The following is a 25,453-nucleotide window of genomic DNA, read 5'->3' as shown; positions in this document are numbered from 1 at the left end:
ATTATAACTCCTTGGTGATGTTTGCGGCGTCGAGTGCAATAACCCATTCTTCGTTGGTAGGCATAACCACCGCTTTGCTTGTTGAATTAGCAGCGCTAATTAATCCAGCTTGGCCAAACCGTGCATCAAGGTTTGCTTGGGGGTCTAAATTGATACCTAAAAAGGCTAACTGTGTAAGTACTTTTTCGCGAATAATATCGGAATTCTCGCCAATCCCACCGGTAAAAATAAGCGCATCTAATTTTTGCAGCGGTACCATGTAGGCGGCTATTTGTTTTGCTAAGCGGTAGCAAAACATATTAAGTGCCAGCATGGCTTGCGAGTTGCCAGCAATGGCAGCCTCTTCAATAGTACGGCAATCGTTTGATAGCTCGCTTATTCCTAATAAGCCACTTTTTTGATTTAGCAGGTCATCAATTTGCTGCGCAGTGTAATCAAGCTGCGTAGTTAAAAAGTTAAATAGCCCTGGGTCAATGTCGCCACAACGGGTACCCATCACAAGTCCTTCAAGCGGGGTTAAGCCCATGCTGGTATCGACACTTTTACCATTTTTGATCGCACACACAGAGCAGCCATTGCCTAAGTGGGCGCTAATAAAGTTACTTTCTTCAACAGGTATAGACAACATTTTAGCGGTTTGACCTGCTACATAAAAATGGCTAGTGCCATGAAATCCATAGCGTCTAACCCCAAAGTCTTTATAAAGCTTATAAGGAAGGGCATATAGATAAGCAACCTCATCCATAGTTTGATGAAATGCGGTATCAAACACAGCTATTTGTGGTAAATCTTTAAATGATGCTTGTGCTGATGAAATACCTAGTAAATTAGCGTGACCATGTAAGGGGGCCAGTGTGGCTGCTTGGGTAATACCTGCAATGACGTTTTCGTCAATTAAAACTGATTGGGTAAAGTGCTCGCCGCCATGCACAACACGATGACCCACTGCCACTAATTGCTCGTCGAGGTTGTGATCTTTTATCAAATCAACCAGCGTATCAATTGCATGGGCATGTGCCTGGTTAGCAGCAAGCTTAATAGTGGTTTTTTCTCCCTTAAACTTATATTTAATTGAGGGAGCATCATCACCTAGGCGCTCAGCTAAACCTGATATGATGTCGTTTCCTGTGTTTGCATCAATAATCGCAAACTTTAGACTTGAACTTCCACAATTGAGTACCAAAACGTGGTTTGGATTATTTGGGAGTGTTGGCATAGATTCATTTTCCATTTAAGTATTAATCAGTACACTTGGTTGATGTATAAGCCTTTGTGGCTTAAATAAGTGTAGACTAAAGTGTAGTAGACTTTATTAAAAGGGCTTTGTGAAATTCTTTCGATAATTTATGCTTTTTGTGAGTTTTACTAATGAAATTGAGCATTTTTACCGATAAAGTGAAAGCAGCGATAATTGTGTTACACTTTTATAAGTATTACGTTTGTTTAAGTGTTACAAACCGTGACTATGAGGATTTATTAATGCAAAAAAGTGTGATGTCGCAAGTTCAATTAGGGCGTTCTTATGCTAAAACATGGCCAATGCGAAAAGAGGTTGCGCCATTATTTGCAGAATTTAAAGTGATCAGAGCCACAGAGCTTGCGATTACAGTTATGCCAATATTAGCCATGCTGACCCTGTTTTTTCAGATTAATTATTTAGGCTCGGATTTTCTGCCCCAAGCGATTGCCAGTAGTCTGTTTTTTATCTCGTTGCCATTACAAGGGCTTTTATGGTTGGGTAAACGTGCGCAAACTGAATTAGAGCCTGCTATGCAGCAATGGTATAACGAGTTATTTGCAAAAATGGTTGCTAACGGTTACGACGCGCAAATGGGAAAAAACAAGCCCCGCTATTTGGAGCTTGCCGAATTACTAAAAGATATGTTCGATAAAATGGATAAAACGTTTACTAAAGAGCAATTTTAGTAAATTGCGTAATGTAAAATGACAATGTGACGCTATGCTGTTGTTTTTGCTCAAGTGCTTGCCAATGTTCTGGTCTAAACTTCCACGCAAATGGCGTCATCATAATTAAGTTCTTAACATCGTTAAATGTAAGCGATACCTGCTCTGTTATTAATTGTTGCGATGTATTTTCAAAGCCCGCAGGTGCTGCTATTTCGGTATGTTCGTTTACGTTGCTATAAATGTAATTTTTTAGTTCTTTCAAATGAGTTGGGCCTGGGCTTGCCACAATTAAGCAACCATTATCTTTGACTAGACGTGCAAGTTCACTGTCAAATAAAGGCGCAAACACACTAACCAAAACGTCAGCAAGGTGATCATCAAAAGGCGCTTGGCTAATTGAAGCAACACTAAAATGGCATTGTTTGTAACGTTTTGCTGCATATTTTACTGCCGACTTTGATATATCCACACCGTATACGCTAGCCTGACTGTTGTTAGCAATAGCGTGAGTATAAAACCCTTCACCACACCCCAAATCAATCACTATTTCAGCATTAAGTGGCTTTACCATATTGGCTAAAGCCGTTTGTAAAAAGCCATAATAACCTTGCTCTAAAAATGAGCGCCTAGCTTGCACCATTTCCAACGAATCGCCAGGCTGTTTAGAGTTTTTGTTTTGCACAGGGAGTAAGTTTACGTAGCCTTCTTTGGCAAAATCAAAGCTGTGATTGTTATCGCATCGTAATGTTTTATCATTAAGTGCTAGTGGCTGTTTACAAATAGGGCAATGGTAATGAAGACTCATGAGCCTAAATAGTCCTTATCAAAAAAAGTTTTTACCCAATGTGGGCGATAGGTGATCAGTACAGTGATTGCCATACCGTTTAGCATAGCTTCAGGAAAGGCCAAAATAGGACTTAGGTAAATATAATTCTCGCTCAGCTGATGCCAACTATATTCACCTATTGCGTAATAAAAAGCGCCACCGAGTATAATGTTAATACAGGCAACGACACCCGCTGTTAAAAAGCTACAAACAAATATATAGATAAAAAAATGCCGTGCTAAATAGTGATAACACACGATAAAAACTAAATAGCTGAATAACACCGGTATAAACGCACTAATGATGAGTTTTAACGCGACTAATTCAGGTGTTATTTGTCCAAAAGCAGTTAAAAGCGCTGTTGCGAGTACACAACTTAATATAGCAAGACGCCAACCTAATGTTAGGGTAACTGCGGTAATGCCTAAAATATGCAAGTCGAGACCGGGCAAAATACCGGCCTTTATACGCCATAACAAAGCGAGTACCAGTGCACAGGCAAACACACCTGATTGTCTTGCTGGGGTATTAAATAAATTACTGTATGTTGATTTGTTAACGCTTAAAAAGCCGATAACGATGACAACAATCCACAGTAACCCTTGCAACTGCACGCTTAACATAATTATTAACTAAACTGTGACCAAATAGGTGCATGATCTGATGGTTTATCGATAGCGCGCAATTCATAATCTATGCCTGTGTCGATACAGCGAGCTGCTAAATCATGCGTTGCTAGTACCACATCAATTCGTAGGCCGCGGTTATCAACAAATCCTTTTGAACGATAGTCAAACCAAGAATATTGGTCGTTAATTTCTGGGTTTTGTTCTCTAAAGGTGTCTTTAAAACCCCAATTTAATAAGGTAGCAAGCCATTCACGCTCAACAGGTTGAAATGAACATTTACCCGTTTTTAACCACCGTTTTGCATTTACCTCGCCAATGCCAATATCTAAATCGGTTGGTGAGATATTAATGTCACCCATAACAATTACATCTTGATCAGGGGTGAAATGGCTATTCAGATGGGTCATTAGATCTTTATAAAATTGACGTTTGTAGGGGAACTTAGTTTCGTGATTAATGTTATCGCCTTGTGGGAAATAGCCATTCATTACATGTAAGTCGCGGCCATTCTCTTGTTCTACAGTGACGCTAATCATACGCTTTTGCGAGTCATCGGTATCAGTAGTGAAGCCTTTTAATACCGATTTAGGCTCTTTTTTGCATAACATTGCCACGCCGTAATGCGCTTTTTGCCCATGAAAATAAACGTGGTAACCCATCTTTTGTACATCGTCTAGCGGAAACGCTTCATCATGTACCTTGATCTCTTGAAGACCAATAATATCTGGTTGGTGTTTATCAATAATAGCTTGTAGCTGGTGTAGTCGAGCACGCAGACCATTGATATTAAAAGAAATCACTTTCATAAAGTTAACCTTCAAATTTATTTTTTCTATTCGTCAAATTGTATCAGCATTTAGAGCGACATAACATGACTGAAATGAGAAAATAACTGCACAATTGTTGATCAATTACTGTTTAATGTTTAAACATTGTAAATGCATTATTAAATAATAAAATAAATAAAATATTCAATTGATATGTTAAAAGTTGTCTATATAATGCGCAAAAATCGTTTGTTTAACTCGTTCAAATAGGACTACCTGATGAAAACTCAATTACTTTTAGCTGCCTCTCTTTTTGTTTCTGTTACCGCTTCTGCACAAAGCAATGCGTATTACAGCAAAGACAATAAATTAGAGTCAAACTTATGCGTAGTAAGCGCCAATGAAGGTTTTTCAGCTGCACGTAAAATGGCAGCAAAGCATGGTATATACTTATCTCGTTATTCAAAAAGTATCCTATGTAACGGTCAAGACATTCGCGATATTGCAAAACAACAAACTGCAGCACAGCCTGCAGCATCAAAAGTTGAAGTATTTGCAAAAGATTCACATCAAGAAACACAGTTATGTATAACTGCATTAAAGCAAGGCTTACAACCAGTGCGTAAGCAAATTGGTAACTTAAACACATTAAAGTGTAATGGCCAAAACGTAACTGATTTTGTGAAGCGTTACCAAAACGCTGCAATCTAAATTACTGTATTTAATATATAAAAAGCTCGGTTTTTACCGAGCTTTTTTTTGTAAAAATTACCTATGTAGTTTGGAAAAATTGCATTATTGAATATCGCAATAGAAGTTGTTTTTGTTTAATTGTCTGATTTTAATGGTTTATTTTTTTGGCATCGTATTTGTATCACTAAAATTGAAATTTATTAATACAAGGATACGTCTGATGAAAAAATTAACGATAGCTTCTACTGTTTTAGCCGCATTGAGTTTAGCAGCTTGTTCTTCAAATCAAGGTTTAGAAAAAATCGACAGTGATTTTGCAAGCTTAGATAACGACAGCGATGGCTTTATTTCTAAAACAGAAGCCGACGATGATAGTATTTGGCAGCACTTTTCAAACATAGATACAAATATGGATAATCAAATAAGCCGTAATGAATATGATGCTTATATGCAGCTAAATGCTGGAAAAGTTGCTACAGATAGTGAAGTGAGTGAGTCTGCATTTAAAGCTGATATTGCTAAGTTTGATAAAATAGAAAATGATTTTAAAAGCCTAGATAATGATAGCAATGGCTTTATTTCAGTTACTGAAGCTGATGACGATGATATATCAAATCATTTTGGTTACATGGATAGTAATAAAGATAAACAAATAAGCAAAAAAGAGTTCAACAGCTATATTCAAAAGCATGGTGATTCTGTTGCAGAAGATGATGCACTTGAGCAATTTAAAAACAGTTAAATTACGTTACTGAATGTACTTGATATCAAGCCAGTGTTTTTCACTGGCTTTTTTATGCCTATGAAACGTTATTTTGTTAATATATTTTCCTAGTTTGTGATTGTTCTGTCATAATAGATGGCTGTGTGTTTTTATTAACTTAAGAGTGATTATGGTAGGTCGGCGAATTAGTGATGAACAATTAATTGAAATCATTGAAGCGGCGATTTTTGTGGCAGATAAGCCCGTATCAAAACGTCATCTTAAGGACACGGTTTTAAACGATTTAGCAATTTCTATGGCGCGCATTAATGATGCTGTAGAGGCAATTCAAGTTCATTATCAAACCCGAGGTATACGCTTAGTTGAGGTAGGCAGTGGGTATCGTTTTCAAGCGTGTAGCAGTTTAAGCCCATGGTTGAGTAATTTATGGCAAGAACGCGCTCCTAAGTATTCGCGAGCTTTACTCGAAACCTTGTCGCTAATTGCATATAAACAACCTATTACCCGTGGTGAAATTGAGCAAGTACGGGGCGTAGCAACAGGCTCAAATATTATTAAAACTCTGCTTGAAAGAGAGTGGGTTAAAGTAGTTGGGCATAAAGAAGTACCTGGGAAACCGGCACTTTATGCAACGACTAAACAATTTTTAGATTATTTTTCAATAACCGGACTTCATGATTTACCTGCATTGCCAGAGCAACAGCAAAGTAAAATTACCCAGTTATTAAGTGATCCTTCTGTGAGAGAACCATCCAAATGAGTATACAAGGTGAAAAGTTACAAAAAGTCCTAGCCCGCGCAGGGGTAGGTTCACGCCGCGAAATGGAAAAATACATTGACGCTAATCGTGTGAGTGTAAATGGTAAAGTAGCTAAGTTAGGCGACAGGGTTGAAGAAACCGATTTAATTCGTGTTGACGGCCACACTGTTAAAATTGAAGAAAAAGCTGACAGAATTTGTCGCGTAATTATGTACAACAAGCCAGAGGGCGAACTAAGTACTCGTAAAGATCCAGAAGGTCGTCGTACAGTATTTGACCGATTGCCACGTATAGATGGCGATCGTTGGATAGCAGTAGGGCGATTAGATGTGAATACGTCAGGGTTGATGCTTTTTACCAATGACGGTGAATTAGCAAATCGCTTAATGCACCCGAGCTACGAAGTTGAACGCGAATATTCAGCTCGTGTATTTGGTGAAGTGACTGACGAAACAATGAAAAACTTACTTCGTGGTGTAGAGCTTGAAGATGGTCCGGCTAAATTTACCGGTATTAAGCCTATGGGCGGTGAAGGCATTAACCGCTGGTATAACGTAACTCTTAATGAAGGTCGTAATCGTGAAGTTCGTCGTTTATGGCAATCACAAGATGTGGAAGTATCGCGCCTAATTCGTATACGTTACGGTAAATTAGAGCTTGATAAGCGTGTACCGCAAGGTGGTTGGATTGAGTACGATTTAGACACAGTTAACTATTTACGTAAAACAGTTAAACTTGGCAAAGAAACGCAAACTAAACTGTCGGTTATCCCTGAAAAGCGTAAAGATAAACGTGCGAAAATAAATCAAATTCGTAAAGCGGTTAAAAAGCACAATCAACGTGTAAAACCGACTAAACGTAAGTAATTACGCTACTAATAAAACAATAAAGCCGCTTTTCATAGCGGCTTTTTACGTTTAAAACCAAATATTATTTTTTAGCTTGTGCGTCTAACGATTGGCCATTGATATCTTTTGAGTCATCGCTCATTAAATACAGATAAGTTGGCATTAAATCTTCAGGTGTCGCAAGTAAATCACGATCCTCACCTGGGAATGCACTTGCACGCATTGATGTACGGGTTGCGCCTGGGTTAATACAGTTAACACGGATTGGCGTTTTTTCAACTTCACACGCCCATGTTTGCATCATACCTTCAACCGCAAATTTAGAAATTGCATAAGGTCCCCAAAACTCTCTTCCTTTACGACCGACACCCGATGAGGTAAATACCACTGAGGCACTTTTTGATTTACGCATGACAGGGAATAGCGCTTTAGTGATCATCGCTTGTGCGGTGACGTTTACTTTCATCACATTTTCGAATGTTGATGAACAAAAATGCTCTAACGGCCCTAAAGTACCTAAAATACCAGCGTTATTTAATAGTCCATCAAGGCGGTCAAATTGACTTTCGATAGTTGCGGCTAAATCTCGATAGTTCTGCTTAGTTGCACCTTTTAAGTCCATAGGCACAATCGCTGGCTGTGGGTAGCCTGCATTGACGATTTCGTCATACACACATTCTAGTTTATTAGTTGTTTTTCCTAATAAAATAACGGTTGCACCATGTTTAGCATAAGTAATAGCTGCGACACGGCCGATACCATCACCTGCGCCTGTGATCAAAATTACTTTGTCTTTAAGTGCGTTTTCAGTTGCTTGATAGGTATGCATAAAAGTACCAATGTTTAAATTTTTTTTGATTTTAACATAGCAAATCGACAAGTAATCGAATTTATTACAAATTTAGGTGGCGAAACTAGAAAGTTTACGTTAAGTTTAACTGGTCTAATGTCTCATTAATATACTAGCTACATTATTTTAACTTAATTACACTGACTATAAACACACTATAAAAATAAGATTTGTGCGGAGAACACTATGAAAAAAATGCTACTCTCGCTCTCAGTTGCAGCTGCATTAGCAGGCTGTGGCGGCGGAGAAACGTTAGAAGATGTTAAAAACGATTCAGTTACAGTTATTCCAAAAGCTACGGTTAAGTTTGACCCTGCAAATGGTGTAATTTCGGTTCCTAATGATTTATTGATGAGTGGTACGCTTGATGGCACACTCAATATTCCTGGGGAATTAAATGACGAGAATGTTTCTATCTCTCGAGCTGAATATGCAGATCCGCAACTAGCAATAGGCGCACTTGATGGCTGGTCTACTCAAGTGCCATTCAAAATTGATCTAACCTTTCCACCGGGCATTAGCCTTGATCAAACGTCTGCAGCTTCACCAGGCTCTGTACGTATTTTTGAAGTGATCATGGGTGCAAGTTTAACTGATGCCGAATGTTCGCAAGCACCAGCCGGTGCAGCATGTAAATTAGTAGGCGAATTGACCTTTGGCGTGGATTTTGTAACCCAGGCTTCTGGTGATGCAGTAGCTATTGTCCCACTTAAGCCTTTTAAAGCCGGTAGTTCATACATTAATGTGCTAACGACTGGACTGAAAGATTCACAAGGTCGCTCAATTGAACCATCTTCAACATATGCCACTGTTAAACAAGAAGCGCCTTTAGTAACGCCATCACAACTTGCGCTGCAAGGAGCTGTGAATAGTTATGAAAACGTAGTAGTAAGCTCTGGTGATATTACAAAAGACGATATTATTTTTTCTGCTGCTATGACAATGCAATCAGCAGGACCAGTGCTTGGCACGATTAAAAAGGTTTTAGCAGCAAGCTTAACAGAGCCAACAATTCCAACGCCTGCGTTGCAAATTCCAACTCAGCCTATGGCTAACGTACAACAAGCTTTTGCATTGCAGGGGGTGACTGTACCTGATGTGTTCCAAGCTGCGCAATATCAAAAAGGCAGCATTCAATTACCTATGTATTTAGGCACGCCTGAAGGTAAAGAGATCAGTGATTTAAACGATACTTACTGGCAAGGTATGTGTGATAGTGCTGTCGCTATTTTAGGCTATAAAGCGCAAGCTGGTGAAGCGTTCCCAACCGATCCTATTAGCACTAACGATGCAATGTGTGCTGCTTTGAGTGATGGACAGCTTCGTGATTTAGGGCTTGATAGCACTAAACACTTAACTAAATATAACTCACTTCCTAAAGTGCAGAGCATGGCTAATGTGCCAGTGCAAATTACTAAGCCGATTTTACCGGTTGTTAATGCATACCGTACAGGTTTAGGTTTAGAGCCATTTACTGCTATGCCAGCAGGTGGTTGGCCAGTAGTGATTATGCAACACGGTATAACCACACAAAAAGAAAGCATGTTAACACTAACAGCGCAGCTTTCACTGCAAGGCTTTGCCACAGTTGCAATTGACCATCCTCGTCATGGCGAGCGTGGTGTAGACGTTGATTTAGACGGTAATGATGACTTTAACGCAACGACAGGCTCTGTACTTAGTTACATGAACTTGAGCTCATTATTAGTAGCTAGAGATAGCCTACGCCAGTCAAGTGCTGACTTACTTGGTTTACGTTTAGGTCTAAACTTCAGCGGTGATATCGCAATGAATTCACAAGATGTGTCTTACATTGGCCATTCTCTGGGATCAATTGTAGCGCCTGCGTTTATTGCACAAGCTAATAGTCCATTGGCCGACCAAGTAGACCCATTATTTAAGGTTAACGCTGTAGCATTAGCAAGTGGTGGTGGCGGTATTGCAAGCTTCTTACTAGAATCAGCAGCGTTTGGTCCATTTATTCAAGGCTCTGTACTTTCTCAAGCAGGTACTGCTGAATCGATAGAGTTTAAGGCATTCAGAGATGGCCCCGCTGTTTCTAACTGTGGTGAGTCAGCGCAAACGCAAGCAAGTATCTCATGTGGCTTTACTGAGTTTGCAAAAGCACTAACGATGGCGGGAGAAACTGATAAACTTGCTAATATCAAGGGCGTGATGACGCAGTTTGTATTTGCAGCTCAAACAGCATTAGATAGTGGCGACCCAACCAACTATGCAGCAACTGTTAAAGCACTAGAAACACCAGTGTACATGAATGTTGTTGTTGGTGATGGCACAGATAATAACAAGCCAGATCAAGTTATTCCGCCAATGACTGCTAACAATCCAGTTGCAGGTACAATCCCTTTAGCCAACTTTATGGGATTAGAAACAGTAAGTACATCGCAAGCGCCAACAGAGATGGGCTCTAGCTATTTAGTTAAATTTAATACAGGCCATCATGGGTCAATATTAACACCTGCACAGGATGAGGGTGAGTCTTCTACTGCTGCGGGTAGTGCAGCTGCGAATGCTGAAATGCAATTGCAGGTTGCTACTTATCTAGCTTCAAGAGGGCGCCTTTTAATGGTGCAAAACACTGAGGTTGTGACGAATTAATAATCAACCATTCAATTAAGTACTAAAAGCCACTGTATAGTGGCTTTTTTTTATTTTAAAGCATGCTAAATTGACTGAAATTTATAAACGGAGAACACAGTTGGAATTTTTATACGAGTACGGTTTGTTTTTTGCTAAAACAATTACCTTTGTTATTGCTATCGCTGTTATTTTGACCTTAATTGTAAGCTCGGCTGTTAAGCCAAAAGCAAAAAAAGGTGAGATAGAAATAGATGACTTATCAGAGCAGCTTACTAATATAAAAGAAAGCTTTTTAAATAATACGCTAGGTAAAAAAGAGTTAAAAGCCTATCAAAAGCAACAAAAAATAGAGCAAAAAAAAGCTGAAAAAGAAGAGCCTAAATCACGACTCTATGTTATTGACTTTAACGGCAGTATGGACGCACATGAAGTAGAGAGTTTACGCGAAGAAGTGACTGCGATTATTTCAATCGCGGACCCTAAAAAGGACAAAGTGTTAGTTCGTCTTGAAAGTGGTGGCGGCGTTGTGCATGGCTATGGTTTAGCTGCATCACAGCTACAACGTTTTAAGTCAGCTGGTATTGAGTTAACCGTATCAATAGACAAAGTCGCTGCCAGTGGTGGCTACATGATGGCTTGTGTGGCTGATCATATTATTGCAGCGCCGTTCGCAATTGTTGGCTCTATTGGTGTTATTGCACAAATTCCAAACTTTAATAAAATATTAAAGAAGAACGATGTTGATTTTGAACAAATTACGGCGGGCGAATTTAAACGTACGCTAACGTTATTTGGTGAAAATACCGATAAAGCCCGTGAAAAATTTCGCGAAGAGATAGAGCAAACCCATGTGTTATTTAAAACCTTTGTGAGCACACAGCGTCCCAGTTTGAATATGGACTTAGTGGCAACGGGTGAACATTGGTTTGCAACCCAAGCGATTGAAAAAGGCTTAGTTGATACCATTAAAACCAGTGATGATGCCTTACTAGAGCAGCAACATCAGCATCAAATATACAAGGTGCAATATAAAATTAAAAAAGGGCTAAGTGATAAGCTTGCAATAGGGCTCAGCCATGGTGTGAATAAGGCAGGAGTGAGTTTAATGTCAAAATTTAAGGCGTTAAACCCTTAATAATTTCATAGCTTATACATAATAAAAAAGCCTTGTTACTTAATGAAGTAGCAAGGCTTTTTTTATAACTTAAGATAGAAGCTGTTAGTCAATTGACTTGTGATAGTCTTCTAAATCTTTAGCTGCATTAGGGTCGTTGAAAATACTTTCATCTAATTCACCCTCACTTTTAGCCACAACACAGGTTACCATACAATCGCCTGTTACATTTACTGCGGTTCGGGTCATATCAAGTAGTCTATCAACACCTATTATAATTGCGATTCCTTCAACAGGTAAGCCTACTTGGTTAAGTACCATGGCCAGCATAATTAAACCAACGCCAGGAACACCCGCTGTGCCAACCGAGGCAAGCGTTGCTGTTAGTATTACCATTAAGTAATCAGAAATAGTTAAATCAACACTAAATACTTGAGCAATAAATACCGTAGCGACACCTTGCATAATTGCAGTGCCATCCATATTAATGGTGGCGCCTAATGGAATAGTAAATGAGGCCACTGAGTTATTAGCGCCTAGCTTCTTAGTTGCAGTCTCAAGTGTGATAGGCATAGTTGCGCTTGAACTTGAGGTACTAAAAGCAAATAAACAGGTGTGTTTCATTTTAGCTAAGAAAGTGAGCGGGTTTAGGCCTGTAAGTACTTTTAGCAGCAGAGTGTAATTTACGAATGCATGCAATAACAGGGCTAAAACAACCACGCCAAAATACTTAGCTAAGCTCACAATTAAGTTAAGCTCGATGGTAGTAAATAACTTAGCCATTAAGAAAAATACGCCGTAAGGAGCAATATTCATTAATAATGTAACTAGTTTTAAGATAACGGTGTTTAAGTCTTCAAATACTGTTGCTACACGTTTACCTGCTTTACCGCTAAGCGCCATTGCAATACCAAATAATAAAGCAAATACAATAACTTGTAGCATATTACCTTTTGCCATTGCTTCAAAAGGATTGGTAGGGAACATATCAATAATAACGCGAGCTAAAGTTGGCGCTTCTTTTGCGTCGTAGCTTGCTTGAGAAGGAAGCCCAATCCCTTCACCTGGGTTAAATAGTAACGCCAGTGTAATTGCCACTGTAATAGCTATCGCCGTGGTAACCAAATATAGGCCAATCGACTTTCCACCTAAACGACCTAGTTTTTTAGGATCGCTTAAACTACAAGTACCACACACAAGCGACACAAAGACGAGGGGAACAACTAGCATTTTTAAACTAGCTATAAATATTTGCCCACCTACATGAAAAAGGCCATCAACAAAAAAGGCTTTAATTGGCAAAGAGAATAACCCAAGAGGGATTAGGTAATCGTCTTCACCAGCTAATATAGCCTGAAATATAAAGCCTACTGCAACACCAAGCACCATACCAATCATGATGCGAGTAGTTAAACTCATTGAACGGATTTTAGACATATTTCCAATCTATTTTTTATAAATTTGGCATAGACTAACAGCATGTAATTTTTTTTACAGGAAAAACGTCAACTTTTTAAAAATTTTTATCGCAAAAAGAAGTAAAAATCTGAGATTTTAGACTAAGTTATAGGTTAACATTAAGTAAATAAGTTTAACTTAGTAATAGCGCATTGGAGAAACATATGCCTTTAACCCGTTTGCTTAGCATTATATTGCTCAGCTCATTACTCATCGCTTGTGGCGGTGGTGGCTCACTTGAGAAAGAGACAGGAACCGTTGGTGGGGATACTGGAGGCGACAATGCCGTACTAGATACCCAAGTTGAACTTAATTTTGAAGATCGAATCGTTACCGCTAACAATCCGCTTGAGGTCGTTGCGACTGTAACTGGCAGTGATGGACAACCCGTTGTTCGTCAAGAAGTTAGTTTTACTACAACACTTGGCTCTTTCATACCTGCTACAGCAAGCGCATTAACAAATACAAGTGGTGTTGCAACTATAGAGCTCAGTGCAGGCAGTGTTGAAGGAGCAGGAACCATTGTTGCCAGCTACGAAGGCTCAACAAGCAAGCTCGGTTTTTATACTGCAGGTGATGAGCCGCAATCTAACGACGATGCTGCAAATATTGACATTAAAATCTTACAAAACTGTCCTGATAGTTGGTTAAATATAGATAGAGATTCTTTTGAACTTGATCCATCAGATTGTTCACAAAATAGTAATTTACTGGGTCAGCAAGCGATTGTTTACGCAAAAATCACAAAACCTGGTAGTAATACGCCAGCCAGCAATGTGTTAGTTCAAGCGACAACCACGCTAGGCATTTTATTACCTGAAAGCTTAACGGCTAAAACTGATGCGTTTGGTGTGGCTATTTTGAATTTATTGCCTGGCAGTAGCTCAGGTGTTGGCCAAGTTGAATTAACCGCACAGGGCGGAGTTGCGAGTGCTTTATTTGAAATTAACGCTGTTCAAGTAAATGTAAATCTAAGCGCAGGTATTGCTACCGGTGATGTACTATCTGCCGGCTCTACCACGATTATTACGGCTCAGATTGTAGACGGTAGTAATAATGTATTTACTACCCCGCTGGAAGTGCAATTTACTTCTGCTTGCGCAGAAGAATCCACTCCTAGGGCCACTATCGATAATGTGGTAACGAGTATTGGTGGTACGGCAAGTGCAACATACAAAGCTGATGGCTGTAATGGTATAGATACGATTACCGCGACGGTAGTTACTGGCGGTAATGTTGCAACAAAAACTATAAACATAAATGTAGCTGCGGCTCAAACAGGTTCAATTGCGTTTATGGGGGTGACTAATCAAGTATTAGCTATTAAAGGAGCGGGCGGTCAAACCTTGACTGAAAATTCAGAGCTCACCTTTAAGCTCTTAGATGTAAATGGAAATCCAGTGGGTCAAAAGCAGATTGATTTTGCTCTTTCACAAAACCCCGGTGGTGCTTTATTAGATAGCGCATTTCAATTTACCAACAATGAAGGGCTAGTGACTGTAAACGTTCGCTCAGGAAAGGCTGCTGGTATTTTATCTGTTATAGCTTCGCATCAGATTGATGGTAATGATAACTCACAAAATAGTGTGATCTCTATTGTCTCTAATGACATTACAATTACCACAGGTGTGCCAGATCAGGATAGTTTCACGCTTGCAGTGCAAACCTTTAATACCGAGTCATTAAATGAAGCAGGAGTGACTACAGACTTAACCGTATTTGCAGCCGATCACTTTAATAATTTTGTACCAGATAACACGGCAATTTATATTGCCAGTGAAGGTGGTGCAGTTGGCACTATTGATGATGAACAATTTACACCTTTATTACTTTGTCGCACCATAGACGGTGTGTGTAAAGCGCAGTGGCGTAGTCAAAACCCAATTCCATACCATTACAGCATTTACAATAACTCTGTTGCAGATAAATGCGACCGTTATTTTGGACAATTTGCACCTTGTACTTTAGGTATCAGAGAATCACAACTCGACGCAAATGGTAACTTAATTAATTATTTAGATAGCAATGGCGATCCAATTGCGCTAACTGATGCACCTAATAACGCGCCAATTGATTATCCACTTGGTGGGCGTGTTAGTTTACTTGCTTATTCTGTGGGTGAAGAGTCATTTAATGATGTATCTGCCAACGGTGAATTTAATCAAAACGAGTTTGACTCAACTTTACAAGATTTACCTGAAGCCTTTATAGATTTTAACGAAAATGGGGTGTTTGATGGGAATTTACCAGCGCCAGTAAACCCTGTGGATTCTAATGGTGGTGAAGATGAGTGGTATGTGGAACGCTCAGGCGCACAAGATAATGGCCAGTATGACAGTGGTGATGGTATATACAATGGCTTGTTATGTAGTGATGAGGCCCTTGCTGCAAATGCGTGTACTCGTGAAACAGTTAATGTACGCGCTCGTTCAGAGTTAGTTATGTCAGGTAGTACACCTTACATTAGAGCTGTAACGGCTTTAAATGACTGTAGTTTAAGTGACGGTATTCGCTTAGAAGCTTCTGATATGGAAGGTATGTGCGACATAAATCTTATTGATATCAGCGACTCAACGCCCTACAGTGCGATTTCAGTGACTATTTTCTTCAGCGATATTCATAACAATCCACTGCCTGCGGGCACTACAGTGAGCGTCACTGCCGACAATGGTGTATTAAGAGGGTTAACAGATTACACCGTGGTTAATACAGCACAAAAAACGCCAATCTCTGTTTCAGTTAATATTACTAAAGAGGCTGAGCCAAATGATGTTGATTCTGGGTTTTTATACATTGAGTTTGAAACGCCAGGAGGTGTGAAAACCCAATATACCGTGATGTCGATTTTAGACGAACCTAAGGTTTAAAATATGTGAAGGATAAAAAATGCCAACCAATAAGGTTGGCATTTTTGTTTCTATTCTATATATTCCACATCAATTATTCAAAAAACGCTGGTTTGTTTAAATTAACAACAGAAATTGTTTGTTTATTCAGTAAATACTGAAAAGTTTGTATTAAAAGCTTGTAAGAACTAGTGTTTGTAGATATACCTATAAATATTCGCGCCGCATGAGTCGGCTAAACACATTTAAAAAACTAGGTTAGAAATAGGCAACTATGGGCAAATCGCTAGTAATTGTAGAGTCACCTGCTAAGGCTAAAACAATTAATAAATACTTAGGTAATGATTTTATCGTTAAGTCCAGTATTGGGCACGTACGAGATTTACCTACATCAGGATCAGGCAAAAACAAAGTACCAGCAAGCAAAACACCTGCTGAGGTTCGTAAAATGCCACCTGATGAGAAAGCAGCGTATAAACAGCAACGTGACTATTCTAACTTAGTCGCGCGTATGGGCATCGATCCCGAAAAAGGGTGGGAGCCACATTACGAAGTATTGCCGGGTAAAGAAAAGGTTGTTCAAGAATTACAAAAGCTTGCCCAAAATGCTGATCAAATCTATCTCGCAACGGATTTGGATAGAGAAGGGGAAGCAATTGCTTGGCATCTTCAAGAAATCATTGGTGGCGAACCTGAAAAGTATAAGCGCGTTGTGTTTAACGAAATCACTAAAAATGCAATACAACAAGCGTTTGAAACTCCGGGTGAATTGAACACCGATATGGTTTTTGCACAGCAGACTCGTCGTTTCCTAGACCGCGTTGTTGGTTTTATGGTCTCGCCTTTATTGTGGGCTAAAGTTGCACGAGGTTTATCTGCAGGACGAGTTCAATCTGTTGCAGTGCGTTTATTGGTAGAACGCGAACGTGAAATTAAAGCGTTTATCCCTGAAGAATTTTGGGATATTCATGCAGATGTTAAAAATAGCGAGTCTGACTTACGTTTAGAAGTCACTAAACAAGCAGACAAGCCATTTAAGCCTGTAAATGAAGCACAAGCTACAGCAGCAGTTAAAAGCCTCGAGAATGCCGAATATAAAGTTGTAAGCGTTGAAGAAAAACCAAGTAAGAGTCGCCCAAGTGCGCCATTTATTACTTCAACCATGCAACAAGCCGCCAGTACTCGACTCGGTTATGGCGTTAAAAAGACCATGATGCTTGCGCAGCGCCTATATGAAGGTGGTTACATTACCTATATGCGTACCGATTCAACTAATCTATCAAAAGATGCGGTTGAGATGTGTCGTGAGTATGTAACCAATGAGTTTGGCGCAAAATATTTACCTGCTGATCCAATTAACTATAGCTCAAAAGGCAATGCACAAGAGGCGCACGAAGCGATTCGTCCTTCTAGCGTATCGGTACTTTCAGGGCATGTTGAAGGTGTTGATGCCGATGCTAAAAAGCTTTATGAGCTTATCTGGCGTCAGTTCGTGGCTTGTCAAATGGTGCCTGCTGAATACGACTTAACCACATTAACCGTTGCCGCCAATGATTTCACATTAAAGGCAAAAGGCCGTGTGCTCCGCTTTGATGGTTGGACAAAAGCACAGCCAGCAGTGCGTAAAAAGAACGAAGAAGATCAATCACTTCCTGCTGTTAAGCAAGGTGAAGTTCTCACCTTAGTTGAGCTTGATCCTAAGCAGCATTTTACCAAGCCGCCAGCACGTTTTAGTGAAGCGAGCTTAGTTAAAGAACTTGAAAAGCGTGGCATTGGCCGTCCTTCAACTTACGCGTCTATTATTTCGACAATACAAGATCGTGGTTATGTTCGAGTAGAAAATCGTCGCTTTTTCGCTGAAAAAATGGGTGAAATTGTTACCGATCGCCTAGTTGAAAACTTTACTGATTTAATGAACTTCGATTTTACCGCTAAAATGGAAGGTCGTTTAGATGATATCGCTGAAGGCGAGCGTGTTTGGACGCAAGTTCTCGATAAGTTTTATGCTGATTTCTCAACCCAGTTAAACATTGCTAAAGGCGAACCAGATGAAGGCGGCATGCGTCTTAATCAAATGGTAGAAACCGATATTGACTGTCCAACCTGTGGCAGAAAAATGGGCATTCGTACTGCTTCAACGGGCGTATTCTTAGGCTGTACAGGTTATAACCTGCCACCTAAAGAGCGCTGTACTACTACTATGAATTTAGTGTCGGGTGATGAAGCGGTTGCAGCTGATGTTGAAGACGTTGAAACAGAAACATTAATGCAAATGAAGCGCTGTCCAATTTGTGAAACAGCGATGGATTCATACCTTATCGACGAAACCCGTAAATTGCATGTGTGTGGTAATAACCCAGCATGTCAGGGGCATGTTGTTGAAGAGGGTACCTTTAAAATTAAAGGCTACGACGGCCCTATTATCGAGTGTGATAAATGTGGCGCTGATATGGAGCTAAAATCAGGTCGATTTGGTAAGTATTTTGGTTGTAACAACGATGAATGTAAAAACACACGCAAGTTGTTAAAAAATGGCGAAGCTGCGCCACCAAAAGAAGATCCAGTTCATATTCCTGAATTAGAATGTGAAAAGTCTGAAGCCTACTTTGTATTACGTGATGGCGCGGCTGGTATTTTCTTAGCAGCAAATACGTTCCCTAAATCACGAGAAACACGTGCTCCTAAAGTAGAAGAGTTACAACGCTTTAGAGATCGTATTTCGCCTAAGTTTTACTACCTAGCTGATGCACCAGCCAAAGATCCTGATGGCAACCTTGCTGTTGTGCGTTACAGTCGTAAAAACAAAGTCCAATATGTGATGACTGAAGTTGATGGTAAAGCAACTGGTTGGACGGCCCATTACGAGGGTGGTAAATGGGTAGAAGAGGCTAAGAAAAAAGCTGTGCCTAAAAAGAAAGCTGCAGCTAAAAAAGCGCCAGCTAAAAGTAAAGCTAAAGCCAAACCAAAAAAAGATGATGAATAATTAATTATTCATCGCTTTAATAATAAAAACCGGAACGCACAGCCTGTGACAGTTCCGGTTTTTTTTGCATTATCAAACCTATCGCAATGGCATTTTTAACCTGATTTTTTATTTTACAGAGTTAAAATGTAACCAATTTAGGTTTGAACTGCTCAATTATTCATTAAATCTTAACAGCAGTGACTTTGTTATAGCCTTCAGATGTTAGTTCATCATTCACACACTTTAAAACATAGTTATAAATTGCTTCATCGCTTACGTCGTCTTCTTTAGCCCAGCTAATACACATTTCTGTGAACTCTTGAATCGTTTCGGCTGAAGCGTCTGTAGTATCGCTTGCAACTGCATTTGCAGCTGATAAAGCGAAAAATGGTGCAACGATTAACGCGAGTAATGCTTTATTCATTTTTTTATTCCTAAAAATGGAGTAACAATCGAATTATGCATTCAAATAATGCCTACATAAAACAAGTGTAACCAAGCCAGAACATCTCTGTTGGTAAACTGATTTTTAATCACAATTCACATAAAGGAAAACGAAAAATTTTTATCGTCAGGATAAGCATATTGTGTACCTACTTTTAGGCTGAAGTGATTGTGTTAGCGTTTAATTTAAGCTAATGTCGCGTTTTAATTTTTAGGTGCCCCTATGTCAGAGCCACACACAAATAATACAAATAAAAAAATACACCCTGTTCATAAAGTTGAACACGGCCTTGAGTCGTTTATATTTAAAGGACGCTGGTTACTCGCCCCATTTTTTGTCGGCTTATTATTTGCTGTGGTTTTACTACTTATAAAGTTTTTTAAACAACTATATATGATGGGGATAGCGACGTTTACTGCTAGTAATCAAGAGCTGTTGGTGGGTATTTTAACTTTAGTTGATACTGCATTGTTAGCAGGTCTGCTGTTGATTATTATTTTTAGCGGTTACGAAAACTTTGTCTCTAAGCTTAATATCGAAAATCATGAAGACCGCCCTGTATGGATGGGTAAGGTCGGGTTTTCTGGTTTAAAAATGAAGCTGATCAGTGCAATAGTGGCCATTTCAGCCGTTGAGCTGCTTAAGGTATTTATAAGTTCTACGTCTCATTCTAATAATGAATTACTCTGGAAAGTACTGATACACGTTACGTTTGTGGTATCAGGTGTACTATTTGCTTTTACTGATTATTTAAATAGTAAAACAATTAACCACTAAAAATTTGTTATAAAAAACCCGAGCAATGCTCGGGTTTTTTATTTGTAATAATTTTAAATATTAACTGCAGTTGGCGTAATAACTACCAAATGGCTCAACGGTCAGTGTTTTATTATTAAGCTGCGCGTTGTAATGAGAAAGCGCGCTATGCTCTTTTTCAACAACAATATCAATAGCAAGCTCTGCTTTTGCCCCGCTTAAATTGAATACACACAACATCTTTTCTTCGTTTAACGTGCGGTAAAAAGCCAAAATTGGCTCGGCGGTTTGTATAAACTCAATATCACCTTCAAGTAATACTGGCTGGTTTTTACGCCAGGCCATAAACTCACGGTACGCATTTAATATTGAGTTTGCATCATTCTCTTGTTCAGCAACTGCTTGGAGCTTGTGTTGTTGATCAACAGGTAACCACGGTTTTACCTCGCTAAATCCTGCATTGTGTGCATTTGGTTGTGAGTTATTACGGTTTTCCCAAGGCATTGGGGTACGACAGCCATCACGACCTTTAAAGTTTGGCCAAAAAGTTATGCCGTATGGGTCTTGTAAATCTTCAAAAGCAACACTGGCTTCACCGAGTCCGAGTTCTTCACCTTGATACATACACACGCTGCCACGAAGAGAGGCAAGTAGGGCGGTCAACATTTTACATTGCGCTGGGTTTACCTCTCCCGTTTCACTCCAACGGCTAGCAACACGTTCTACGTCATGGTTACTAAATGCCCAGCAAGGCCAGCCTTCAGTCATGCGTTGCTCAAGTGTAGTAACGGTATTTCTTATATACTCGCTTGAGTAATCATCCGTTAACAGCTCAAAGCTATAACCCATATGCAGTTTATCGCCGCCTTGGGTGTATTCTGCCATTGTGGCTAATGAATCTTCAGATGAAATTTCACCCAGTGATACGGTACCAGGGTACTTGTTGAGCAAAGTACGAATATCACGCATAAACTCTATGTTTTCAGGCTGGGTATTATTGTAGTAATGGTACTGAAATGCATACGGGTTATCTTCGCTAAAGCCACGGCCTTGACGCTTTTCTTTTGGTTTTGCTGGGTTATCACGAAGCAAAGCGTCATGGTAACAAAAGTTAATAGCGTCTAACCTAAAGCCATCCACGCCCTTTTTAAGCCAAAACTCAACATTATCGAGTACAGCTTGGCGAACATCGGGGTTATGGAAGTTAAGATCAGGCTGTTCAGTAAAAAAGTTATGTAAGTAATATTGTCCACGACGCGGCTCCCATTGCCATGCACCGCCACCAAAAATAGACAACCAATTATTAGGTGCTGTGCCGTCTTCTTTAGCATCGGCCCATACATACCAATCAGCTTTATCGTTGGTTAAGTCTTCACGGCTATCAATAAACCATTGATGTTGGTCTGAGGTATGGCTAAGCACTTGGTCAATAATAATTTTAATATCGCGTTGATGCGCTTGCGCAATTAACTCATCAAAATCTGCTAAATTACCAAAAAGCGGGTCAATATCACGATAGTCGCTAATATCATAACCAAAATCTTTCATCGGCGATTTAAAGAAAGGTGAGATCCAAATAGCATCCACCCCTAAGCTTTTAATGTAATCAATACGATTTATTATCCCTTTTAAATCACCAATGCCATCGTTGTTGCTATCTTGAAAGCTACGCGGATAAACCTGATAAATAACCGCACCTTTATACCATTGCTTTTGGGCCATGCTTTTCTCCGTTTTCACACTGTCTTTGTGTTGTTCTTTTTTTAGAGGTAATAATCCCCGTTTATTTGAAAAAGCATACTTGAAGCCTGTCATACTGTAAAAATCCTGCATACGTATGCACCGATTTTAAGGTATTAAAACAGGATGAACTAATCGTTCAGGCAATTGATTTGAGTCGTGGATTATTCTTATTATATTTTACCAATTCTAATATGGAGTTGTTAATTTATTGTTTGCGCTGTTTAGGTGCACAAAAACAAAGGTCTGCACTGAGTTGGTGTTTTTAGTTATTGGTCTTACCAATTAAATTTGTGTAGATAGTGTGTTTAGTAATTAATTAAAAAATAAAATTTTCTTGCTTCTCTTTATCAGCGTTTTATGAAAGGTTTATTTCATAAAAAAATAAATAGTGGTTATCACTTAACTCATAAAATACTCTTGCACCAAAATAACCTATTTTAAAACAGTTGGTTACATGTTGACTTGTAAATTTAATGTTAAATTTGTGCGTGCGGTGCTATTTTGAATACGTATGCAATAAGTTGTTAATAAAATAATACGAGCGTTAATATTCATTCCGACAACAAAATAAGCTCGCATGTTTAACTATCACTTAAGCAAGTAAGCGGGTATCACATTATGGGTAACGGGAAAACATTATGGCTATGTTCAAACCAAGTATACTAACGCTAGCATTAACTGCTGCCGGATTATCAAGCTTTGCCACCACTGCGGCACAAGAAGAAACAATAAAAAATGATGATGTAGAAATCATCGAAGTGAAAGGTTTTCGCGGTAGTGTTGTTGAATCAATAAATACTAAGCGTTTTTCAACACAGGTGGTTGAGTCAATTTCTGCTGAAGACATTGGTAAACTCCCTGATTCATCTATTGCAGAGTCAATCGCACGTTTACCAGGTTTAACAGCGCAACGTCTTGATGGCCGTGCTAGTCGTGTAAGTGTTCGTGGTTTTAGCGAAAACGAAAGCGCAACAACATTTAATGGTCGTGAGCAAGTCTCTATTGGTGACAACCGTGGTGTTGAGTTTGACCTTTACCCATCAGAAATAATGAGCGGCGTAACCGTTTATAAAACACCAAGTGCCAGTATTGAAGCTGAAGGTATTGCCGGTGTAATCGACATGCAAACGGTAAAGCCTTTAAGTAAAGGTGAGCAAGTGATCATGTTTAATGGTCAGTATGAGCAAACTAGCTTTGATAAATTAAACCCGGATGGCGATGACAAAGGTTTTCGTGGCACCGTTTCATACATTGACCAATTTGCTGATGACACCATAGGTGTAGCATTTGCCTACAACACAATGAGTTCTCCAAACCAAGAAAAACGCTGGAATTCTTGGGGTTATCCAGAGTTCACAGGTAATGATGGACAAAACTATTCAATTTTAGGCGGCGCTAAACCTTTCGTACGCTCATCAACACTTGAACGTGATTCAGCGATGCTAGTTGTAGAAGCTGCACCAAATGACCGTTTAAACATGACGTTTGATGCATTATATGTAGATTTCAACGACGAAAAAATCTTACGTGGTATCGAAGTACCTTTCGCCTGGGGTCAAGGTAGCATCGACCCAAATAGTGTTACTGTAGATGAGCAGTCTGGCTTTATTACCAGTGCAATCACTGAAGGTCAGCGTGTTGTTGTTCGAAACGACTATGAAGAGCGAAAAGCAGAACTATCACAATTTGGTTTTAACGCTAAATACGATATTAACGATGATTGGTCAGTTGAATTTGATGCCAGCCACTCAGAAGTTGACCGTACGATTTGGAGTATTGAGAGTTACTCAGGTACTGGCCGTGGCGATTCAAATGGTGTTGCCGATAACATAGGGTATGCATTTGATGGTGGAAATACGGGCGCACAATTCACTCATGAGCTTGATTACAGCGACTACGACTTAATTCAATTAGGCGGTCCTTTATCTTGGGGAAGCAGTGCTGCTCTTAATAATAAGTACGGCTTAAATGATACGGCTTATCAAAATACCGCACAAGATGGCTTTATTAATGCCCCAGAAATTAGCGATGAGCTTTCAACGCTTAAGTTAGCGGCCAGTAAAGTACTTGAAAACGAGTACTTTAGCCGTATTAACTTTGGTTTATCTTACCGCGACCGTGAGAAAGTAAAACAGTCTGAAGGCTACTTCATGACTTTAAAAGATTTTTCTTTAAATAATCCTGGTATGGTATCAGTGCCAGAGCAATACCGTTTAGGCTCAGCAAGTTTAGACTTTATTGGCATGGGTGACATGATTGCTTATGACACCAATGGCCTGGTAAATGATGGTTATTACGATCTATTACAAGAAAGCTTAACGGATCAAAAACACTTGACGCGTTCGTGGACGGTACAAGAAGAAGTTACCGCTGCATTTATTCAAGCAGACATTAACGCTGAGATTGGTGGCATTCCGGTAACAGGTAATGTAGGTATACGTTATGTACGCACTGAGCAGTCATCACAAGGCTTCGAAGCATCAAATGTTAATGGTTTAGTGGTTGCATCACCTACTGATATTAGCCACGACTATTCAAATGTATTACCAAGTTTAAACTTATCTTTTGCAATCGACCAAGAGCAAACAATTCGTTTTGGCGCGGCTAAAACAATTTCTCGTGCTCGCCTTGATGAAATGCATGCATCGATTGAGACAAGCTATAACAGCGAAAAGCCTGACGAAAATGGTAACTACTGGTCTATATCTGGTGGTAATGCAGAGCTTGAACCTAAAGAAGCAACAGGCTTTGATTTAACATACGAAAACTACTTTGATGCAGAAGGTTACTTTTCAGCAGCGTTATTTTATAAAGACATTGACCAATGGATTTTTGATGAGCGTTATGATGTTGATGTAACAGGTAAAGAAGACCCTGCAACCGGCGAGTTGCCTCCAGCAGACAGAAATACAGCTACTCGTTCAAGTAAAGTGAATGGTGGCGATGGTAATTTATGGGGCTATGAGCTTTCATTATCATTCCCTTTCAGTGTATTACATGAGTCATTAGAAGGTTTTGGTTTAATTGCGAGCCACACCAGCGTTGAGCAAGACTTGCAAGATCAAAACGGAAACGATTACGAACTACCAGGTTTGTCAGATAAAATTGATAGCTTAACTGTGTACTTCGAACGCAATGGTTTCCAAGCACGTACCAGCATGCGTAAACGTAGTGACTTTAAAGGTGATATCTACGGTTCAGGTTTTGCAACCCAACAGGTTGATATACTTGGCGAGACTATTTGGGATGCGCAAGTAGGCTATGACTTTGCTGATTCTGGTATTGCAGGTTTTGAGAACTTATCAATGACGTTCCAAATTCAAAACATTACCGAAGAAGCGTTTACATCATTGCAAGGCGATAATGCGCTGCAAGTGCGTGATTACCAAGACTATGGCCGTACTTACTTACTCGGTGTAAGCTACAAGCTATAATAAGTTTTGTATTAAGAAGCCCTTGTAATTAGTTTTACAAGGGTTTTTTTATAGCTACTTTACCTAAGTTTTATCAAACTTTTTAA

General features: G+C 39.5%; 19 protein-coding genes. 11 read left to right on the top strand and 8 right to left on the bottom strand.

Annotated elements, in window-relative coordinates; genetic code table 11:
• Position 1: 1 nt before the first annotated feature.
• Positions 2-1,216, bottom strand: a complete 1,215-nt coding sequence (locus CWB75_RS16390; RefSeq protein ID WP_138571217.1) for an acetate kinase — start codon at positions 1,214-1,216, stop codon at positions 2-4.
• A 263-nt stretch (positions 1,217-1,479) separates the two neighbouring features.
• Between CWB75_RS16390 and yfbV the strand changes: the two genes are divergently transcribed.
• Positions 1,480-1,926, top strand: coding sequence for a terminus macrodomain insulation protein YfbV (gene yfbV, locus CWB75_RS16385; RefSeq protein ID WP_054201193.1), 447 nt, complete (start codon positions 1,480-1,482; stop codon positions 1,924-1,926).
• Here the strand turns inward: yfbV and rlmA are convergent.
• The 3 genes from rlmA to xthA are packed head-to-tail and all read right to left on the bottom strand — an operon-like array spanning position 1,910 to position 4,169.
• Positions 1,910-2,713 carry a 23S rRNA (guanine(745)-N(1))-methyltransferase gene (gene rlmA / locus CWB75_RS16380; RefSeq protein WP_138571216.1) on the bottom strand — a complete coding sequence of 268 codons (804 nt, stop codon included), beginning with the start codon at positions 2,711-2,713 and terminating at the stop codon, positions 1,910-1,912. The genes yfbV and rlmA overlap by 17 nt on opposite strands.
• Positions 2,710-3,357, bottom strand: coding sequence for an energy-coupling factor ABC transporter permease (locus CWB75_RS16375; RefSeq protein ID WP_138571215.1), 648 nt, complete (start codon positions 3,355-3,357; stop codon positions 2,710-2,712). Before CWB75_RS16375 ends, rlmA begins: the two co-directional genes overlap by 4 nt.
• A gap of 5 nt (positions 3,358-3,362) precedes the next feature.
• Positions 3,363-4,169, bottom strand: a complete 807-nt coding sequence (xthA, locus tag CWB75_RS16370) for an exodeoxyribonuclease III (RefSeq protein WP_138571214.1) — start codon at positions 4,167-4,169, stop codon at positions 3,363-3,365.
• 240 nt (positions 4,170-4,409) lie between these two features.
• On the opposite strand from xthA, the gene CWB75_RS16365 reads away from it, so the two are divergent.
• From CWB75_RS16365 to rluB, 4 genes are all read left to right on the top strand, one after another.
• Positions 4,410-4,841 carry a hypothetical protein gene (locus CWB75_RS16365; protein WP_010389773.1) on the top strand — a complete coding sequence of 144 codons (432 nt, stop codon included), beginning with the start codon at positions 4,410-4,412 and terminating at the stop codon, positions 4,839-4,841.
• A gap of 202 nt (positions 4,842-5,043) precedes the next feature.
• Positions 5,044-5,565, top strand: a complete 522-nt coding sequence (locus tag CWB75_RS16360; protein WP_138571213.1) for an EF-hand domain-containing protein — start codon at positions 5,044-5,046, stop codon at positions 5,563-5,565.
• 151 nt (positions 5,566-5,716) lie between these two features.
• Positions 5,717-6,307, top strand: coding sequence for an SMC-Scp complex subunit ScpB (gene scpB, locus CWB75_RS16355; RefSeq protein ID WP_008110002.1), 591 nt, complete (start codon positions 5,717-5,719; stop codon positions 6,305-6,307).
• Positions 6,304-7,173, top strand: a complete 870-nt coding sequence (rluB, locus tag CWB75_RS16350) for a 23S rRNA pseudouridine(2605) synthase RluB (RefSeq protein WP_008110001.1) — start codon at positions 6,304-6,306, stop codon at positions 7,171-7,173. Before scpB ends, rluB begins: the two co-directional genes overlap by 4 nt.
• A gap of 64 nt (positions 7,174-7,237) precedes the next feature.
• Here rluB and CWB75_RS16345 read toward each other — a convergent pair whose 3' ends face one another.
• Entirely contained in the window at positions 7,238-7,984 is a 747-nt protein-coding gene (locus tag CWB75_RS16345) for a YciK family oxidoreductase (protein WP_138571212.1), read from the bottom strand.
• Between the two features lie 207 nt (positions 7,985-8,191).
• Between CWB75_RS16345 and CWB75_RS16340 the strand changes: the two genes are divergently transcribed.
• A complete protein-coding gene (locus CWB75_RS16340; RefSeq protein ID WP_138571211.1) occupies positions 8,192-10,624 on the top strand; it encodes a VolA/Pla-1 family phospholipase in 2,433 nt (810 codons plus the stop codon).
• Positions 10,625-10,724: 100 nt separating this feature from the next.
• Positions 10,725-11,741: a protease SohB gene (gene sohB, locus CWB75_RS16335; RefSeq protein WP_054200803.1), complete on the top strand. Its 1,017-nt coding sequence runs from the start codon at positions 10,725-10,727 to the stop codon at positions 11,739-11,741.
• An 84-nt stretch (positions 11,742-11,825) separates the two neighbouring features.
• On the opposite strand, the gene CWB75_RS16330 is transcribed toward sohB, so the two are convergent.
• Positions 11,826-13,157, bottom strand: a complete 1,332-nt coding sequence (locus tag CWB75_RS16330) for a dicarboxylate/amino acid:cation symporter (protein ID WP_054200804.1) — start codon at positions 13,155-13,157, stop codon at positions 11,826-11,828.
• Positions 13,158-13,342: 185 nt separating this feature from the next.
• On the opposite strand from CWB75_RS16330, the gene CWB75_RS16325 reads away from it, so the two are divergent.
• Both CWB75_RS16325 and topA read left to right on the top strand, forming a co-directional pair.
• Entirely contained in the window at positions 13,343-16,045 is a 2,703-nt protein-coding gene (locus CWB75_RS16325) for an Ig-like domain-containing protein (protein WP_138571210.1), read from the top strand.
• Positions 16,046-16,298: 253 nt separating this feature from the next.
• Positions 16,299-19,007: a type I DNA topoisomerase gene (gene topA, locus CWB75_RS16320; RefSeq protein ID WP_138571209.1), complete on the top strand. Its 2,709-nt coding sequence runs from the start codon at positions 16,299-16,301 to the stop codon at positions 19,005-19,007.
• 163 nt (positions 19,008-19,170) lie between these two features.
• Here topA and CWB75_RS16315 read toward each other — a convergent pair whose 3' ends face one another.
• Positions 19,171-19,413, bottom strand: coding sequence for a hypothetical protein (locus tag CWB75_RS16315; protein ID WP_010389786.1), 243 nt, complete (start codon positions 19,411-19,413; stop codon positions 19,171-19,173).
• 243 nt (positions 19,414-19,656) lie between these two features.
• On the opposite strand from CWB75_RS16315, the gene CWB75_RS16310 reads away from it, so the two are divergent.
• Positions 19,657-20,211, top strand: coding sequence for a TIGR00645 family protein (locus CWB75_RS16310; RefSeq protein WP_054200807.1), 555 nt, complete (start codon positions 19,657-19,659; stop codon positions 20,209-20,211).
• Positions 20,212-20,271: 60 nt separating this feature from the next.
• Here CWB75_RS16310 and CWB75_RS16305 read toward each other — a convergent pair whose 3' ends face one another.
• Positions 20,272-21,912: an alpha-glucosidase family protein gene (locus tag CWB75_RS16305; RefSeq protein WP_138571208.1), complete on the bottom strand. Its 1,641-nt coding sequence runs from the start codon at positions 21,910-21,912 to the stop codon at positions 20,272-20,274.
• 659 nt (positions 21,913-22,571) lie between these two features.
• On the opposite strand from CWB75_RS16305, the gene CWB75_RS16300 reads away from it, so the two are divergent.
• On the top strand, positions 22,572-25,367 hold the full coding sequence (locus CWB75_RS16300; protein ID WP_138571207.1) for a TonB-dependent receptor: 2,796 nt from the start codon (positions 22,572-22,574) through the stop codon (positions 25,365-25,367).
• The last annotated feature ends 86 nt before the right edge of the window (positions 25,368-25,453 follow it).

It is taken from the genome of Pseudoalteromonas sp. S1608 (genome assembly GCF_005887265.1).
Lineage (GTDB): Bacteria > Pseudomonadota > Gammaproteobacteria > Enterobacterales > Alteromonadaceae > Pseudoalteromonas > Pseudoalteromonas undina.
The sequence above is the reverse complement of the archived record's forward strand: the minus strand, read 5'-3'. Positions and strand labels throughout refer to the sequence as shown.